At 65.7% G+C, this 15,754-nt stretch carries 15 protein-coding genes; 11 read left to right on the plus strand and 4 right to left on the minus strand.

The window, feature by feature from the left end:
* The first annotated feature begins 23 nt into the window (after positions 1-23).
* The 5 genes from ACILRJ_RS05880 to tadA are packed head-to-tail and all read left to right on the plus strand — an operon-like array spanning position 24 to position 4,958.
* Positions 24-806 carry a pseudouridine synthase gene (locus ACILRJ_RS05880; RefSeq protein WP_395681334.1) on the plus strand — a complete coding sequence of 261 codons (783 nt, stop codon included), beginning with the start codon at positions 24-26 and terminating at the stop codon, positions 804-806.
* 8 nt (positions 807-814) lie between these two features.
* Positions 815-2,275: an IMP dehydrogenase gene (gene guaB / locus ACILRJ_RS05885; protein WP_395681336.1), complete on the plus strand. Its 1,461-nt coding sequence runs from the start codon at positions 815-817 to the stop codon at positions 2,273-2,275.
* Between the two features lie 2 nt (positions 2,276-2,277).
* Positions 2,278-2,886, plus strand: a complete 609-nt coding sequence (locus ACILRJ_RS05890) for a hypothetical protein (protein ID WP_395681338.1) — start codon at positions 2,278-2,280, stop codon at positions 2,884-2,886.
* Positions 2,887-2,889: 3 nt separating this feature from the next.
* Positions 2,890-4,455, plus strand: coding sequence for a glutamine-hydrolyzing GMP synthase (gene guaA, locus ACILRJ_RS05895; RefSeq protein ID WP_395681340.1), 1,566 nt, complete (start codon positions 2,890-2,892; stop codon positions 4,453-4,455).
* 11 nt (positions 4,456-4,466) lie between these two features.
* Complete coding sequence (gene tadA, locus ACILRJ_RS05900) at positions 4,467-4,958, plus strand: tRNA adenosine(34) deaminase TadA (protein WP_395681342.1); 492 nt, start codon at positions 4,467-4,469, stop codon at positions 4,956-4,958.
* A 44-nt stretch (positions 4,959-5,002) separates the two neighbouring features.
* Here the strand turns inward: tadA and azu are convergent, their stop codons facing one another.
* The 4 genes from azu to ACILRJ_RS05920 form a co-directional block, all read right to left on the minus strand.
* Positions 5,003-5,443: an azurin gene (gene azu / locus ACILRJ_RS05905; protein WP_395681344.1), complete on the minus strand. Its 441-nt coding sequence runs from the start codon at positions 5,441-5,443 to the stop codon at positions 5,003-5,005.
* 126 nt (positions 5,444-5,569) lie between these two features.
* Positions 5,570-6,166, minus strand: a complete 597-nt coding sequence (gene trmY / locus ACILRJ_RS05910; protein WP_395681346.1) for a tRNA (pseudouridine(54)-N(1))-methyltransferase TrmY — start codon at positions 6,164-6,166, stop codon at positions 5,570-5,572.
* A 25-nt stretch (positions 6,167-6,191) separates the two neighbouring features.
* On the minus strand, positions 6,192-7,664 hold the full coding sequence (locus ACILRJ_RS05915; protein ID WP_395681348.1) for a catalase: 1,473 nt from the start codon (positions 7,662-7,664) through the stop codon (positions 6,192-6,194).
* Between the two features lie 209 nt (positions 7,665-7,873).
* A complete protein-coding gene (locus ACILRJ_RS05920; protein WP_395681350.1) occupies positions 7,874-8,656 on the minus strand; it encodes a TorF family putative porin in 783 nt (260 codons plus the stop codon).
* A gap of 146 nt (positions 8,657-8,802) precedes the next feature.
* Here ACILRJ_RS05920 and ACILRJ_RS05925 point away from each other — a divergent pair, with 146 nt between their 5' ends.
* The 6 genes from ACILRJ_RS05925 to ACILRJ_RS05950 are packed head-to-tail and all read left to right on the plus strand — an operon-like array spanning position 8,803 to position 15,742.
* Positions 8,803-9,420 carry an RNA polymerase sigma factor gene (locus ACILRJ_RS05925; RefSeq protein WP_395681352.1) on the plus strand — a complete coding sequence of 206 codons (618 nt, stop codon included), beginning with the start codon at positions 8,803-8,805 and terminating at the stop codon, positions 9,418-9,420.
* A 2-nt stretch (positions 9,421-9,422) separates the two neighbouring features.
* Positions 9,423-10,070: a zf-HC2 domain-containing protein gene (locus tag ACILRJ_RS05930; RefSeq protein WP_395681354.1), complete on the plus strand. Its 648-nt coding sequence runs from the start codon at positions 9,423-9,425 to the stop codon at positions 10,068-10,070.
* Complete coding sequence (locus tag ACILRJ_RS05935; RefSeq protein WP_395681356.1) at positions 10,060-11,430, plus strand: S8 family peptidase; 1,371 nt, start codon at positions 10,060-10,062, stop codon at positions 11,428-11,430. The genes ACILRJ_RS05930 and ACILRJ_RS05935 overlap by 11 nt, the downstream gene beginning before the upstream one ends.
* Entirely contained in the window at positions 11,417-12,469 is a 1,053-nt protein-coding gene (locus ACILRJ_RS05940) for a DmsE family decaheme c-type cytochrome (protein WP_395681358.1), read from the plus strand. The genes ACILRJ_RS05935 and ACILRJ_RS05940 overlap by 14 nt, the downstream gene beginning before the upstream one ends.
* 23 nt (positions 12,470-12,492) lie before the next feature.
* Positions 12,493-15,045, plus strand: coding sequence for an MtrB/PioB family outer membrane beta-barrel protein (locus ACILRJ_RS05945; RefSeq protein WP_395681360.1), 2,553 nt, complete (start codon positions 12,493-12,495; stop codon positions 15,043-15,045).
* Positions 15,046-15,055: 10 nt separating this feature from the next.
* Entirely contained in the window at positions 15,056-15,742 is a 687-nt protein-coding gene (locus tag ACILRJ_RS05950) for a c-type cytochrome (RefSeq protein ID WP_395681362.1), read from the plus strand.
* The last annotated feature ends 12 nt before the right edge of the window (positions 15,743-15,754 follow it).

Below are 15,754 nucleotides of genomic sequence, written 5' to 3' on the forward strand. Positions count from 1 at the left end.
AGTCGGCACACTAGAATGAGCGGATGAATACTGCTGCCCCGCTCGAACTGCTGCACACTGACGTCGACCTGCTTGCGGTCAACAAGCCCGCTGCGCTCGCCGTGCACCGCAGTCGCCTGGTCGGCACCGACGACGACTACCTCATGGATCGATTGCGCCTGCAGGTCGAGGGACCACTGCATGCGGTGCATCGACTGGATCGCGCGACCAGCGGCGTCCTGCTGGTCGCACGGCACTCCGCAGCGGCGGCCGAACTGGGGCGGCAGTTGATGGCGCGCACGGTCGGGAAATCCTATCTGGCGGCGGTCCGCGGCTGGCCGGCGGAGCAGGGCGAAATCGACTACCCACTGTCCGGCTCGAGCCTCCGCGGCGAGGCGAAACCGGCGCTGACGCGCTGGCGGCGCCTCGCCACCATCGAAGTGCCGATCGCACAGGGACGCTATCCGCAACAACGCTATGCGCTGCTCGAAGTTTCGCCCGAGACCGGACGCTACCGGCAGATCCGGCGCCATTTCCACCACGTCTCGCATCACCTGCTCGGCGACACCAGTCATGGCCGCGGCGACCACAACCGGCTGATCCGCCAGCACTACGGCGTGCACCGCCTGCTGCTGCACGCGTGGCGGATCACAGTGCGTCATCCTGCCACGGGCGAGTCGCTGCAACTGGAGGCGCCGCTCGATGCGGCGTGGCAGCGGCTGCTCGCCGCGTTTGGCTGGCTCGATGCACTGCCCTCACGTGGCGAATTCCAGGATCGCACGGCGGAGCCGGAGGGGCAGGTGGCGAGGACGGCGATCCCCCTGTAAAATAGGGCATGCGCATACTCACCGACGCCCTCACGTTCGACGACGTCCTGCTGGTTCCGGCCCATTCGGCCGTGCTGCCCCGCGATGTCGACCTCTCCACCCGGCTCACCCGCAACATCCGCCTGAACCTGCCGATCATTTCGGCGGCGATGGATACCGTGACCGAGGCACGCCTCGCGATCACGATGGCCCAGTGCGGCGGCATGGGCATCATCCACAAGAACATGACGGTCGAGCGCCAGGTCGCCGAAGTTCGCCTGGTCAAGAAGTTCGAGGCCGGCGTGATCCGCGACCCGATCACGGTCGAGCCGCTCACCTCGATCCGCGACGTCATGCAGCTGACGCGTCGCCACAACATCTCCGGCGTGCCGGTGGTCGATGGCGAACAACTCGTCGGCATCGTCACCAACCGCGACTTGCGCTTCGAGAAGAAACCGGAGGATCCGGTCAAGAACATCATGACGCGCAAGGAGCGCCTCGTCACCGTCAAGGAAGGCGCCGAGGACGACGAAGTGCTCGCGCTGCTGCACAAGCACCGCATCGAGAAAGTGCTGGTCGTCGACGACGCGTTCCGCCTGCGCGGGCTGATCACGGTCAAGGACATCCAGAAGGCGCGCGACAACCCGAATGCGTGCAAGGACGACCACGAGCGTCTGCGCGTTGGCGCGGCGGTCGGCGTCGCGGGCGATACCGAGCAGCGCGTAGCTGCCCTGGTCGAGGCCGGCGTCGACGCGTTGATCGTCGACACCGCGCACGGTCACTCGCAAGGGGTTATCGAACGCGTGCGCTGGGTGCGCAGGACGTTCCCGAAGATCTCGCTGGTCGCAGGCAACATCGTCACCGGTGAAGCCGCGCGCGCGCTGGTCGATGCAGGTGTCGACGCAGTCAAGGTCGGCGTCGGCCCCGGTTCGATCTGCACCACGCGTATCGTCGCCGGCGTCGGCGTGCCGCAGATCTCCGCGGTCGGGATGGTCGCCGAAGCGCTGAAGGGCAGCGATGTCGGCCTGATCGCCGACGGAGGCATCCGCTACTCGGGCGATATCGCGAAGGCGATCGCGGCGGGCGCGGACTGCGTGATGATCGGCGGCATGTTCGCGGGCACCGAGGAGGCGCCCGGTGAAGTCGAGCTGTACCAGGGACGCTCGTACAAGAGTTACCGTGGCATGGGTTCGCTCGGCGCGATGGAAAAGGGATCGAAGGATCGCTACTTCCAGGACGACGAAGGCGACACCGACAAGCTCGTGCCGGAAGGCATCGAAGGCCGCGTGCCGTACCGCGGCCCGCTGCGCAGCATCGTGCACCAGCTCGCCGGTGGCCTGCGCGCGTCGATGGGCTACGTCGGCTGCGCCACCATGGACGACATGCTCAGCAAGCCGCAATTCGTGCGCATCACTACTGCCGGGGTCCGCGAGTCGCACGTGCACGACGTGACGATCACGAAGGAAGCGCCCAACTACCGTCTGGATTGACCGTGCGCACGACGCCGATGCTTATCGCTGCGCTGCTTGGCACATTGTGCAGCACGGCCAGCAACGAACCACCGACGCAATTGCGCATTGAAGTCGACGGCAAACCGTATGTAACGACAGCGGGTGCCACAATCGACGCCGACGTCGGCGGGCGCCGCGTGAAGCTGCGCGTCGAGGAGTTGCCCTGGCGCCGTTTCGCGCAAGGCGGGTTGCAGTTCGACTACCCGCGACACTTCCCCTGGGAGTCCGATCCGTCGCCGCCGCGCAGTTGGACGCTCGACGGCAATGACGCCGTGATCATGGTGTTCGACAACACTCTGCCGAAGCGCAAGGCCGAGGATCTTGCCGGCGACATCGAGAAGGCCATCGCGCGCGGGGCGCACGTCGAGCGCTCGAAGGCCGTCCTGCGTACCGACAAGGCCGGCATCCTGACCGGGGTCGTTTCGACCATGGAGGTCGCGGGCAGTCCCTTCAGCAACGAAGTTTTCGTCCTCGGCAAGGGCGACCTTTCCTGGCTGCTCGTGTTGCAGGACGCGCTCGGCGACGACGGAGCCCACAGTTCCGAATACACCGAGATGCGCAAGCGCCTCTCCGCAACCCTGGAGTTCTGACCCTTGGACCGCATCCACCGGGACCGCATCCTCATTCTCGACTTCGGCGCGCAGTACACGCAGTTGATCGCGCGCCGCGTGCGCGAGCTCGGCGTCTACTGCGAGATCTGGGCCTGGGACCATGACCCGGCCGAAATCGCCGCGTGGGGCGCGAAGGGCATCATCTTTTCCGGAGGCCCGGAGTCGACCACGCTCGCCGACGCGCCGAAGGCGCCGCAGACTGCATTCGACAGCGGCCTGCCTATCCTTGGCATCTGCTACGGCATGCAGACGATGGCGGCGCAGCTCGGCGGTGCGACCGAAGCAGCCGACGCGCGCGAGTTCGGCCATGCACGCGTGGAGATCGTCGCGAAGGATGCGTTGCTCGCGGGCCTGAGCGACCACGCGCCGGCGTCCGCGCTCGATGTCTGGATGAGCCATGGCGACCACGTCGCCGCGGCACCACCCGGCTTCGTCGTGACCGCGAAGACCGACCGCATCCCCGTAGCCGCGATGGCGAACGAAACGAAGCGCTGGTACGGCGTACAGTTCCACCCGGAAGTCACGCACACGAAGCAGGGCAGTGCGCTGCTCAAGCGTTTCGTGACCGAAATCTGCGGTTGCGCGACCCTGTGGACCGCGGCCAACATCATCGAGGACCAGATCGCCCGCGTGCGCGCACAGGTCGGCGACGATCGCGTACTGCTGGGCCTGTCCGGCGGCGTCGACTCGTCGGTCGTCGCCGCGCTGCTTCATCGCGCGATCGGTGATCGCCTCACCTGCGTGTTCGTCGATACCGGACTGCTGCGCTGGAAGGAAGGCGACCAGGTCATGGCGACGATGGCCGAGCATATGGGCGTGCGCGTGATCCGCGTGAACGCGGCGGACCGCTACTACGTCGCGTTGGCCGGCGTCGCCGATCCCGAAGCGAAGCGCAAGATCATCGGTCGCCTGTTCGTCGAGGTGTTCGACGAGGAGTCGCACAAGCTCGAAGGCGTGAAGTGGCTCGCCCAAGGCACGATCTATCCCGACGTGATCGAATCGGCCGGCAGCAAGACCGGCAAGGCCCATGTGATCAAGTCGCACCACAACGTCGGCGGACTGCCCGAACAGATGAAGCTCAAGCTGGTCGAACCGCTGCGCGAGCTGTTCAAGGACGAGGTGCGGCGCATCGGCGTCGAGCTCGGCCTGCCGCGCGAGATGGTGTATCGCCATCCGTTCCCGGGTCCCGGCCTCGGCGTGCGCATTCTCGGCGAAGTGAAGCGCGAATACGCCGACATCCTCGCGCGGGCCGACGCGATCTTCATCGAGGAACTGCGCAAGGCGGGTCTCTACGATCGAACCAGCCAGGCGTTCGCGGTGTTCCTGCCGGTGAAATCGGTCGGCGTCGTCGGCGACGCGCGCGCCTACGAATGGGTCATCGCGCTGCGCGCGGTCGAGACGATCGACTTCATGACGGCGCACTGGGCGCACCTGCCCTACGATTTCCTAGGACTCGTCTCTAACAGGATCATCAACGAGATCCCGCAGGTTTCTCGCGTCGTCTACGACATCAGCGGCAAGCCGCCCGCGACGATCGAGTGGGAGTAGGCGAGGGCACCATGACGGAGCATGTCCCGGTCGCCGCGGACGATTCCAGCAGCGAGGCGGATCGCGCCTGGATGCGCCGCGCGCTCGAACTCGCGCGGCATGCCGAGGCAAGCGATGGCGAGGTGCCGGTCGGCGCGCTCGTCGTGCTCGATGGCGAAATCGTCGGCGAAGGCTGGAACCGCAACATCACGCTCGACGACCCGACCGCGCATGCGGAAGTCCAGGCATTGCGCGATGCCGGTCGACGCCGCGGCAACTACCGGCTGCCGGGTGCGACGCTATACGTGACGTTGGAGCCATGCGCGATGTGCGCCGGCGCGATCGTTCATGCGCGCATTGCGCGCGTCGTTTACGGCGCGAGCGATCCGAAAACCGGCGCCGCCGGCAGCGTGTTCGACGTGCTGCAGCACGAACGTCACAACCATCGCGTCGGCGTGACGCGAGATGTGCTCGCGGACGAGTGCGGCGATTTGCTGCGGCAGTTCTTCCGCAACCGGCGTTGACCCTGCTGGCGCCCGCGAACGCGGGCGCCGGGGGGCAGGTTGCCTTACTGCACGACGAGCTTGCCCTTCATCAGTGCGTAGTGGCCCGGGAACGAGCAGAAGAACTCGTAATTGCCGCCAGCCTTGAGCAGGCTGCCGGCGAACGTCGCGCTGGTCGAAGCGCCGCCACCGACGAGCGAAGTATGGGCGATCACTCGCTTGTCGTCGGCCGGCACATAGTTTGCGGCCACGCCCGCACTCATGCCGGCGGTCGCGACCGCCTGCATGTCGTCAGCCGCCGTGATCACGACATTGTGGCCCATCGCGGCGACCGGCATCTTGCCGGTGTGCGCGAGATTGATCGTGATCTTCTTGCACGAAGCCGAGACCGTGACTTCGGCCTTGTCGAACTTCATCGCATCGTCGCCCTTGATGTCGATCGAGCAGTTCTCGGCGTGCGCCATGCCGGCCGCGGCGAACCCGAGGAAAAGAAGTGCTGCACGCATTGTGGTGTCCTTGCAGGATGGATGGCGACGGAAACGATAGACGCTTCTGCGCGCGGAGGGATTGACGCGCGTCAAGGCGACGACGTGCATTCGGCGCCTGTTCATCGTAACGAGGATCCGGCGCCCCTATCGCTGGTCCAATTCATGATGGATCAGCACCACGCATTGCGACGCGAACAGCATCTTCGACCCCAACGATATCTTCCTCACGCCCTGGCGTTCGAGGCCGTGCAACGTCTTCTTCGGCATCGGGATGTGGTCGGTCAGCAGGAAACACGGATTGGCGTCGAATGCCTGCTCGCGGATCGGCGTGCCTTTCCTGTCCATGGCGAGCAGCTGGTGCGAGCTCGTGGCGAGTTCATGCACCAGCCGCTCGAAGCTCAGCGTGCGCACCGTTACACCGGGCTCCACCGTCCGCGACTCCTCCTTGGCCATGCCGACGGACGCATCGAGCGCACTGGCGACCTTGCCGAGCAGCGCCTGTTCGTGGAAGCCGCCGATGTCGTGCATCGCGCCGGCTTCGAAACGGATCGTGCGCGAGAAGTCCTGAGTGCTCTCCAGCACCAGATACACCACCACGTCCTCCCGATGCGCCTGCGCCGTGAAGATCGCGTTCATCAGGGTATGCGCCAGGATTTCCGCATGCGCCGGCCCGCCCACCGAAGCCAGCAGTTTGTGGCTGTCCGTGGGCGCCGCCCGCGCCCGGAGCACGAATGTCCGCATGCGGCGAATCAGTTGCTACGCGGCATCAGCGCAATCTCTGCAACGCAGCCGCTATGCCGCGGCCATAGGCCGGATCGGCCTTGCTGCAGTTGTCGATGTGGCGCTGCTTGATGAAGTCGGGCGCGTCGCCCATCGCGCGAGCCGTATTGTCGAACAAGACCTGCTGCTGCGCCGGCGTCATCAGCCGGAACAGGTCGCCGGGCTGCTTGTAATAGTTCGCGTCGTCGTCGCGGTAGTTCCACCAGTCGGCGTCTCCGTTGATCTTCAGCGGCGGTTCGCGGAACTGCGGTTGCTCCTGCCACTGGTTGAAGCTGTTCGGCTCGTAGTGGGGCAGGCCGCCGTAGTTGCCGTCCGCGCGTCCGGCTCCGTCGCGATGGTTGTCGTGCACGGGACAGCGTGCCGCATTGACCGGAATCTGGTGATAGTTGACGCCGAGGCGATAGCGCTGCGCGTCGGCGTAGTTGAACAGGCGCGCCTGCAGCATCTTGTCGGGCGAGACACTTATGCCCGGCACGAGGTTGCCCGGTGCGAACGCGCTCTGCTCGACGTCGGCGTGGAAGTTTTCCGGGTTGCGGTCGAGCTCGAACTCGCCGACCTCGATCAGCGGATAGTCGCCGTGCGGCCACACCTTGGTCAGGTCGAACGGGTGGTAAGGCACCTTCTCCGCATCCGTTTCCGGCATCACCTGGATATACATCTTCCATTTCGGGAAATCGCCGCGCTCGATCGCGTGGTAGAGGTCGCGCTGGCTGCTTTCGCGATCCTTGCCGACCAGCGCTTCCGCCTCGGCGTCGGTCAGGTTCTCGATGCCCTGCTGGGTGCGGAAATGAAACTTCACCCAGAACCGCTCGCCCTTCGCGTTCCAGAAGCTGTAGGTGTGCGAACCGAAGCCGTGCATGTGGCGGTACGATTTCGGGATGCCGCGGTCGCTCATCACGATGGTGACCTGGTGCAGGGCTTCGGGCAGCAGCGTCCACCAGTCCCAGTTGTAGGTCGCCGATCGCAGGTTGGTGCGCGGGTCGCGCTTGACCGCCTTGTTGAGGTCCGGGAACTTGCGCGGGTCGCGGATGAAGAACACCGGCGTGTTGTTGCCGACCATGTCCCAGTTGCCTTCCTCGGTGTAGAACTTCAGCGCGAAGCCGCGGATGTCGCGCTCGGCGTCGGCCGCGCCGCGTTCCCCGGCGACGGTGGTGAAGCGCGCAAACATTTTGGTTTTCTTGCCGACCTCCGAGAATATCGCCGCACGCGTGTATTTCGTGATGTCGTGGGTGACGGTGAAGGTACCGAACGCGCCGGAACCCTTGGCGTGCATGCGCCGCTCGGGAATCACCTCGCGCACGAAGTTGGCGAGCTTCTCGTTGAGCCACACGTCCTGCGACAGCAGCGGTCCGCGCGGGCCCGCGGTCAGGCTGTTCTGGTTGTCCGGCACCGGCGCACCGAACTGGGTGGTGAGATGGGTGACGGGACACGTCTTCCCAGTGTCGGTGGGCTTGCTCATGAGCACGGGCTCCCTGAGATTGGGTCGCCGCAAGTTAGCCCCGTTGCCGGCGAAAGGGAAATCGATTGATGCGAACGTAGCGATAGCCAGGAACGATAGGTTGCGTCGTCCAGCCGGAATTTTCAGGCATCAATATTATGCGCAATGCCTATTATGTAAAATATGATTCGCACTTCCGATGACCGGGCACGCCCATGTTTCATTCGCCCTCAAAAGGTCCACACGACCGCTCCAACCCAATCCGCATGCGAGGGCTGGCGCTGGACGAAGGTGGCGCCGAGGTAGCTGTACTCCCAGCTGATCGAGTCGGTCCAAATGCGGCTGGCGTACAGGTTGATGTCGCCGAAGGCATAGCTGACTCCGACGCTGGCGTACCGATAGCTCGATTCACCTTTTCCCCGCGGGATCGACAGGCCCAGACCCGCGTCGGCGGCGAGTCGACCGCCCAAGGCATGGTGGAACGTCGTCTCAACCGAGGTCGCCCAATGCGACTTGGAACCTTCCGAAAAAGGCGCCATCGCGTGGGTGAAATACAGATCGCTTGCATTGGGCGACACGGCGATCGACACACGCCAGAACCCCTTGTAGCCGAGCGCAGCATTGACCTCGTCGTAGCGAAGGCCGTCGCGTCGTCCGCGGTGCGCGCCGTCGTAGTGCATGACGCCGACCTTGCCGCTCCAGCCAGCATCGAATTGCCAGTGGCGGTCGACGTACAGGGCGAGCTGCGCGTTCGTGCTGCGCCCGGCCAGTTGCACCCTGCTCGCCCCCGCACCCGCGATCCAGTTGTCGTCCACGCGACAGTGCACATCGACGATCCACGCCGGTTTGCCCCCGCCAAGGCTGATTCCGCGATAGACGTTGTCACTGCCGAGCCCAAGCGCGCCACCGCAATCGCCCGCGTGCGCGTCGAGGCATGCAAACCAGGCAAGAAACGCGGCAATTGGCAGCAATCGTCCGCGAATATGCGCCTTTTTTGCTTGCGGAGCGGGCATTCGTCCTCGGGACTGGGTCATGGCCTCTGAATGCACCATCCTAGCGTTTTCCACACCCCGGCCACCATTGCGCCCCTGGCCTGTTTGGGCGCAACCTTTTTCCGCCGTACGGGTACCTACGCCCGAGACGCGGACCCGGGACTTGCGTGAACCAGACCAGGACAGATCGTAGCCAGCGGGCGGACACCGCGGAATCGGAGCTGGACTGCCTGCGCGCTGTGGCCCAGCGCGACCGCGAGGCTTTCGAGTGGCTGTATCGCCGCTATCACGGCGTGCTGACGCGGTTCCTTGGCCGCTTCACGGCACGGCGCGACCTGATCGAGGAGATGGTCAACGAGACCCTATGGGTCGTCTGGCGCACAGCCGACAAGTTCCGCGGCGACTCCAAAGTCGGTACCTGGATCATCGGCATCGCCTATCGATGCCTGATGAAGCAATTGCGCGATCATCCCGCGGAACCGACCTACGGTGCCGGCGAGCGCGACCAGGAAGCGTTCTACGAAATCGTGCCGGACGAGAATGAAGCGAAGCAGGCCGAATTGCGCGACTGGGTGCAGCATGGCGTCGCCCTGCTTCCGCCCGAGCAGCGCATGACGATCGAGCTGGCGTACTACCTCGGGCAGTCCTGCGAGGAAATCGCCGGCATCATGAATTGCGCGGTGGGCACGGTGAAGGCGCGCATGTTCCACGCCCGCCTGCGCTTGCGCAACACGCTGCCGGCGATCGGCGGCGATCCGCTCGACACTTATTCGGTGCAGGGGTAGTCATGCAATCGCTGGAACACCGCCAAACCTGGGATTTGATCCCTTGGCTCGTCAACAGCACCGCCTCGCCGGTGGAGCGCGCGCTGGCGGAGGCGCACCTTGCCATCTGTGCGGACTGCCGCGACGAGTACGCGTTCCAGGCACGTCTCGGTGCCGGCCTGGGTGTCGAGATCGCGACTGAGGCATCGCCACAACCGGGTCTGGATCGGCTGCTCGCCCGCATCGACGCGGAGGTCACGGAGGGCGCCGCGCTTCCGCTGCGATCGCGTGCGCTGGGCGCACGCCTGAGCCGCATCCTCGCGGCGGCCGTTATCGTGCAGGCGATCGGCCTTGCTGCACTCAGCGGCTGGGCGCTCAACCGTTCTGCAAGCGAAGCGCCCTACCGCACGCTCAGCGCACCGGCCGTCGTCGTGCCCGACGCGACGATTCGTTTCGTTCCATCCCCCGAACTCAGTGTCGGGCAGTTGCAACGACTGCTCGCCGACAACGAGCTGCGTGTGGCAAGCGCGAACGAAGGCGGCACCATCCTTTCGCTTGCACCGGTGTCGACGCATGCGAGTGACTCCACCAGCGACGCAATCGCGCGCCTGCGCGCAACGCCCGGCGTGCTGCTCGCCGAACCCATCGCAAGGGAAGCGGATGCGCGATGACCATCGCCGGCTTGCGCAATGGCTCGTCCAGTGCCGGCTGGGCGTGCTTGCGTGCGGACTGATCGCACTCGCTGGCGCCGGCGCCAGCGCGGCGCCGCCGGCCGACACGACAGGCCAATCCGCAGCGCAGGATGCGCGCATGATCGTGGTGGCGATCCCTGACAAACCCGATCTGGCAATCGCTGCCGGCGCGACGCCGCGCGGGTACTCCGGCCTGCCCGACTATTCCGGCAGCGCGCGATCGCAGGCGGCGGCGAAACGGCTCGCCATGGACTATTCGTTGCGCGAGGTGTCGGCGTGGACGATCGACGCGCTGCACGTGCGCTGCATGCTGTACGAACTGCCGGCAGACGTGGATCGCGACGCCGCGCTCGAGCAATTGCGTGCAGACAAGCGCGTCGACCTAGCGCAGGCACTGCAGGAGTTCCAGACCTATGCAACGCCGTCCCCCGCAACTGCGGTCGTGCCTGCCACGTCCGTCGACCCCGCGGGCTACAACGATCCGTACGTCGGCCTGCAGCAGGGATTCTCGAGTATCGATGCGGCAGCGGCGCAGCGCTGGGCGAGCGGAGCGCGGATTGAAGTCGCGGTGATCGATACCGGTGTCGATGCCGCTCATCCGGACCTCGCGGGTCGCGTCGCATCCCAGCGCGATTTCGTGACGACACCGACCGAGGCTCCCGAGCGCGACCGCCACGGCACTGAAGTGGCGGGTGTCATCGCCGCCGTGGCGAACAACGGTGTCGGCATCGTCGGCATCGCGCCGGGAACACGCTTGCGCTCATTCCGCGCATGCTGGCCGGTCGCCGCCGGCAGCAGTGCCGCGCGTTGCAACACGTTTACCCTGGCGCAGGCGATCGGCGCCGCGATCTCGTCGGGAGCGCGGGTCATGAACCTGAGTCTTGGCGGCCCGTCCGACCCGTTGCTTGAACAACTCGTTGCGAAGGCGATCGAGCGCGGCATCATCGTGATCGGCGCCGTTCCGCCGGATTCTGGCACGACCGGTTTCCCGATCGACGTGGACGGCGTCATCGCCGTGCGCAGCAGCGACGCACCGGCCTCGCTGCGGCCATCCCTTGCTGCTCCCGGGCGCGACATCCTCACGCTCGAACCCGGCGGGCACTACGACTACGCCTCGGGCAGTTCGCTCGCGACGGCACACGTAACAGGCACCGTCGCCCTGTTGCTCGAACTCGATCCGCGCCTCGCACCCGCATCGTTGTTCGCCCTGCTGAGCGATTCAAGCCGCGGCGAGGACTCGTCCATCGATGCGTGCGCGGCCATTCGCACGCTGACGCGGAAAGGAGTAGCCTGCAATGAAGTCATCGCCAGCCGGGGACTGCGGCATGCGGGCCACTGATGCAGTCTGGCACCTGCTTGCGGTGCTCGCGTTCGGATGCGCGACACTACCGCAGGCGTCTGCGCAGCAGTCACGCGAGCAACTGGCGCGCCAGTTGCCTTCCAGCACCCTCACCGGCGCAGATGTCGCCGCCGGTTCGGCCTTGCGGCCAGCTCCAGGCTTCGCCAACGCAAAGGTCGCCGAAAATCCACTTGCCAGTGGCGCGACCGCGGTCGGAGAACGAACCTGCATCGCCTGCCATCAACTCGAAAGCGAGCACTTCACGCATACCTTCCATGCGCTGGGCCTGCACGCTGCGAACAAGGCCGACGCGTCGATTCCGGTGTGCGAGACCTGCCACGGCCCCGGCTCGGCGCATGCGAAGGATCCGAATGCGAAGGGTCTCATCATCGGCTACACCAAGGGTTCTGGCACGCCGATCGAAATGCAAACCAAGACCTGCCTCGCCTGCCACGAGGGCGGTCCGCGCGACCACTGGTCCGGCTCGGTGCATCAACGCAATGGCCTTTCTTGCAGCGATTGCCACAACCCGATGGCGAAATTTTCCGCCGAAGGCCTGATGGCGAAGGCATCCATCAACGACACCTGCGCGCAATGCCATCGCGACGTGCGGCTGCAGTTCAACCGCCGTTCGCACATGCCGCTGCCGGAAGGCCAGATGAGCTGCGACGACTGCCACAACCCGCACGGCTCGATCACCAGCCCGTTGCTGAAGACGAACACGGTCAACGAGACCTGCTACCAGTGCCACGCGGAGAAGCGCGGACCATTCCTGTTCGAGCACGCACCCGTGCGCGAGAGTTGCCTCAACTGCCACACGCCACACGGCTCGAACCAGCAGACGCTGCTGGTCGCTCCGATTCCGTTCCTGTGCCAGCAATGCCATTCGGGATTACGCCATCCGAACGACTTGCATACGCCGGACTCGCTGGCGACGGGCTTGCATCCCGATGAGCGCGCGATGGGGCGTGGCTGCATCACCTGCCATGCGAACATCCACGGCTCGAACGCGCCGTCCGGTCCGAAGTTCCACGAATAGCCGCGGGAGGACGATCCATGCGCATGCACCGACGCTGCCGCCCGCTGCCGCTCGCCTTAGCAATCGCCATCGCCCTGCCGGCATGGGCCGACAGTGGGGTCGGCGTCGACACATGGCGTGCGAACAAGCTGGATCCCGCCGCCGGCGCGACCGTGGCTGGTTGCGACGAGCATGGAACATCGTGGCTCGAGGCGGGCGTGCATCGCGGCCCTACCGGTCACCTGTACGAATGCCCTCCTCCGCCGGTGCAGCCGACTGGGCATGGTGAATGGCAGGGCTACGGCGTGCTGCAGATCGGTGCGGTCGCAACCAGCGGCGATGACGAAAACGCATTGTGGAATCGCTACGTCGACTGGGACAGCGGCCTGATCCTCGCCTTGCTCGACTACAGCATCGAACGTGCCGACGACGGCAGCTACGCGAGCGTACGCGCCAGCCGCATAAGCGATGACGACGAGTACTACCAGGCCGTGTTCGGTCGCGCGGGCAGCTACAAGGTGCAGGCGTTCCTGCGCGACTTGCCGAACGTGCTCACGAACAACGCCCGACCGATCTGGAACGGCGTCGGTGGCAACCGCCTGACCCTGCCGAGCAGTCTCGTCGCGGGCGGCAGCACGGCCGCCGAGGTCGCCGCCGTTTCCGCTGCGACGCCGGGACGCACGCTCGCCGTCACGCGCGAGAAGCAGGGACTCGGTTTCAGCATGTTCCTCACGCCACAATGGAGCGCCTACGCGAACGCGAGCGATGAACAGCGCAAGGGCGCACGCGCATTCGGCGGCCCGTTCTTCTTCAACTACCCGTTCCCGGACAATGGCGGCGTGTACGAGACGGTCAAGCCGATCGACGACTCGACCATCAACCTCAACGGTGGCCTGCGTTTTGTCGGCACGCTCTGGCGCATGGACTTCGGCTACAGCGGTTCGTTCTACCGCGACCGATACACCCGTTTCACCTGGGAAACGCCCTATGCGCTGTATCCGGTCGTACCCGGCGGGGTATCGGCACCGTTGACGACCGGCCAGTTCTCGACCGAGCCGGACAACGACTACCACAACCTCAAGGCCGCATTCACGCGCAAGCTGCCTCTGAACGGCGAGTTGTCGTTGACGGTCTCCGCCGGCCGCATGAGCCAGGACGACACCCTGATCGCGCCGGTCGACTGCCAGGGCGTGTTCGGCATCGGCCTCGGCGGCAGCCTCGAGCTCGGGCCGCAGAATCCGTTCCTGTACGACTGCGCGCGGTGGAACTCGCCCGCGGCGCTGTCGCGCACGTCGGCGGACATGCGCATCGACACCAGCCTGGTCGATGCGCGCATCATGCTGCAACCGGGCACCGACGTGACCCTGCGCGGTGGTCTGCGCTTCAATCGCGAGGATTACCGCAACACGTACCTCGCGTGGAATCCATTGACTGGCCAGTACGGCTACGTCAGCGAAAACGGATCGCAAGGCAGCGTCGTGCCCGGCGAATCCGGCATCTGGGATCCGTTCGGCAGCGCCTCGGTCATCACGCGCGTACGCAGCCTGCCGCTCGACATGCAGACGACCGAGGCGACGCTCGGCGCCGACTGGAAACTCGGCCTGCACGACACGCTCGGTGCAACCCTGGTGTTCAACCGCTACGAACCGACCCATCGCGAACGCAAAGCCGTCGACGACGGCAGCATCAAGCTGACCTGGGTCAACCGGGCACTGGACTGGCTCACCCTGCGCGCGAACGCGACGTGGCTGCGCCAGAACGGCGACCGCTACGAGTACGATCCGTACGAGTTTACCTATTCGATCTCGCTGCCTGGTTTTGTCGCTCCCCCCAATGGCGTGCCCGCGCACACCGTCGCGGACTTGCGCAAGTACGACGTCGGCAGCCGCACCGAAAACAAGATCGACCTGATGGCGACGGCGACGCCGCGCGACGACATGACGATCAGCGCGTCGCTGCGCGGCGACTGGAACGCCTACGACGCGACACTCGGCCGGCAGCGCTACGACACGCTCGGCTTCACGGTGCAATGGGAGTGGCAGCCGGCGCCCGGCAACATCGCCAGCCTGTATTACGGCTACGACCGTTCACGATTGCGCCTCGCCAACGTCAACGAGATCAACGACAGCGGCTCCGACCCGAATCTCGGCGGCGGCACCTACGCCGGGATCGGTCGCTGGTGGGTCGACGACGAGCAGAGAAACCACAACGCGGGCGCGACTTTCAGCCATGATTTCGGACGCGTGCGGCTCGACGCGAACTGGAACTACCTGTACGCGCGAGGACTCACCGACTACCGTTTCGCGAGCGCGGCGGCGCTGGCCTGGGGTGACGTCGCGCCGGGTGATGGCCCCGGCAGCGGAGTGTTCCCGGCGATGACCTATCGCGTCCATTCGCTGACTGTCGGCGTACGCATTCCGCTGAACGAGCGCATCGCTCTGCGCTTGTTCGACTACTACGAGCGTGGACGCATCAGTGACTGGCATTACCTCGGGTTCGAGGGCGGGCAAGTGATCGACCATCGCGTCTACACCGATGGCGGCCCGCAAGGCTACAACGCCAATCTCGTCGGTCTCCTGCTCGACGTTCGGCTGTGAGGAGCGCGCGATGATCCGCCCGGGCTTCATCTGCAATCTGCTGCTGGCATCGGCGTCCCTGCTCGCTTGCTCGGTCGCCAGCGCAGGCGACCTGCTCGATCTGCGTCGCGTCGCAGCGTCCAGCGGGGATGCCGTCGCGGGCAAGGCGAAGGCGGCGATCTGCAGCGCGTGCCATGGTCCGCTCGGCCTCTCGCCGGTGCCACTGTTTCCGAATCTCGCCGGACAAAAGGCGGACTACCTCTACTGGCGTCTTGTCGCCTTCAAGCGCGCGAACAATCCCGCCTCGGCAATGACCGCGCAGGTCGCGAACCTGGACGATGCGACGATGCATGATCTCGCCGCATGGTTCGCGAGCCTGCCCGCTGCCGCACCGGCTGCCGTAGCCGGCAACGAGCGCATCGCGCGCGGTGAATCGCTCTACCTCGAAGGCGATCCTGGGCGCGGCATACCGCCCTGCCAGGGTTGCCACGGCGTCACCGCGACGGGCCATCCGCTTGCCCATGAGGATGCCAGCCGGCGTGTCTACCCGGCACTGCGCAACCAGCACGCTGCCTATCTGATCCATCGCCTCGAGGATCTGGCTGCCGAAACGGACGTTCATACGAGTACTGTCAAGATCATGGCGCCGATCGCGCGCACGCTCGATCCGGATGCGATTGCGGCACTCGCCGCCTGGCTCGAATCGGGAGCACCCTGAGTCACCCGCGCG

It is taken from the genome of Dokdonella sp., assembly GCF_044227025.1.
In the GTDB taxonomy this organism is placed as follows: domain Bacteria; phylum Pseudomonadota; class Gammaproteobacteria; order Xanthomonadales; family Rhodanobacteraceae; genus Dokdonella_A.

Coding starts and splice junctions, on each gene's coding strand:
- ACILRJ_RS05930 (WP_395681354.1), top strand. CDS start 9,423: ATGCAATCGCTGGAACACCGCCAAACCTGGGATTTGATCCCTTGGCTC.
- ACILRJ_RS05940 (WP_395681358.1), top strand. CDS start 11,417: ATGCGGGCCACTGATGCAGTCTGGCACCTGCTTGCGGTGCTCGCGTTC.
- ACILRJ_RS05935 (WP_395681356.1), top strand. CDS start 10,060: ATGCGCGATGACCATCGCCGGCTTGCGCAATGGCTCGTCCAGTGCCGG.
- ACILRJ_RS05880 (WP_395681334.1), top strand. CDS start 24: ATGAATACTGCTGCCCCGCTCGAACTGCTGCACACTGACGTCGACCTG.
- ACILRJ_RS05950 (WP_395681362.1), top strand. CDS start 15,056: ATGATCCGCCCGGGCTTCATCTGCAATCTGCTGCTGGCATCGGCGTCC.
- ACILRJ_RS05920 (WP_395681350.1), bottom strand. CDS start 8,656: ATGCCCGCTCCGCAAGCAAAAAAGGCGCATATTCGCGGACGATTGCTG.
- tadA (WP_395681342.1), top strand. CDS start 4,467: ATGACGGAGCATGTCCCGGTCGCCGCGGACGATTCCAGCAGCGAGGCG.
- trmY (WP_395681346.1), bottom strand. CDS start 6,166: ATGCGGACATTCGTGCTCCGGGCGCGGGCGGCGCCCACGGACAGCCAC.
- guaB (WP_395681336.1), top strand. CDS start 815: ATGCGCATACTCACCGACGCCCTCACGTTCGACGACGTCCTGCTGGTT.
- ACILRJ_RS05915 (WP_395681348.1), bottom strand. CDS start 7,664: ATGAGCAAGCCCACCGACACTGGGAAGACGTGTCCCGTCACCCATCTC.
- azu (WP_395681344.1), bottom strand. CDS start 5,443: ATGCGTGCAGCACTTCTTTTCCTCGGGTTCGCCGCGGCCGGCATGGCG.
- ACILRJ_RS05945 (WP_395681360.1), top strand. CDS start 12,493: ATGCACCGACGCTGCCGCCCGCTGCCGCTCGCCTTAGCAATCGCCATC.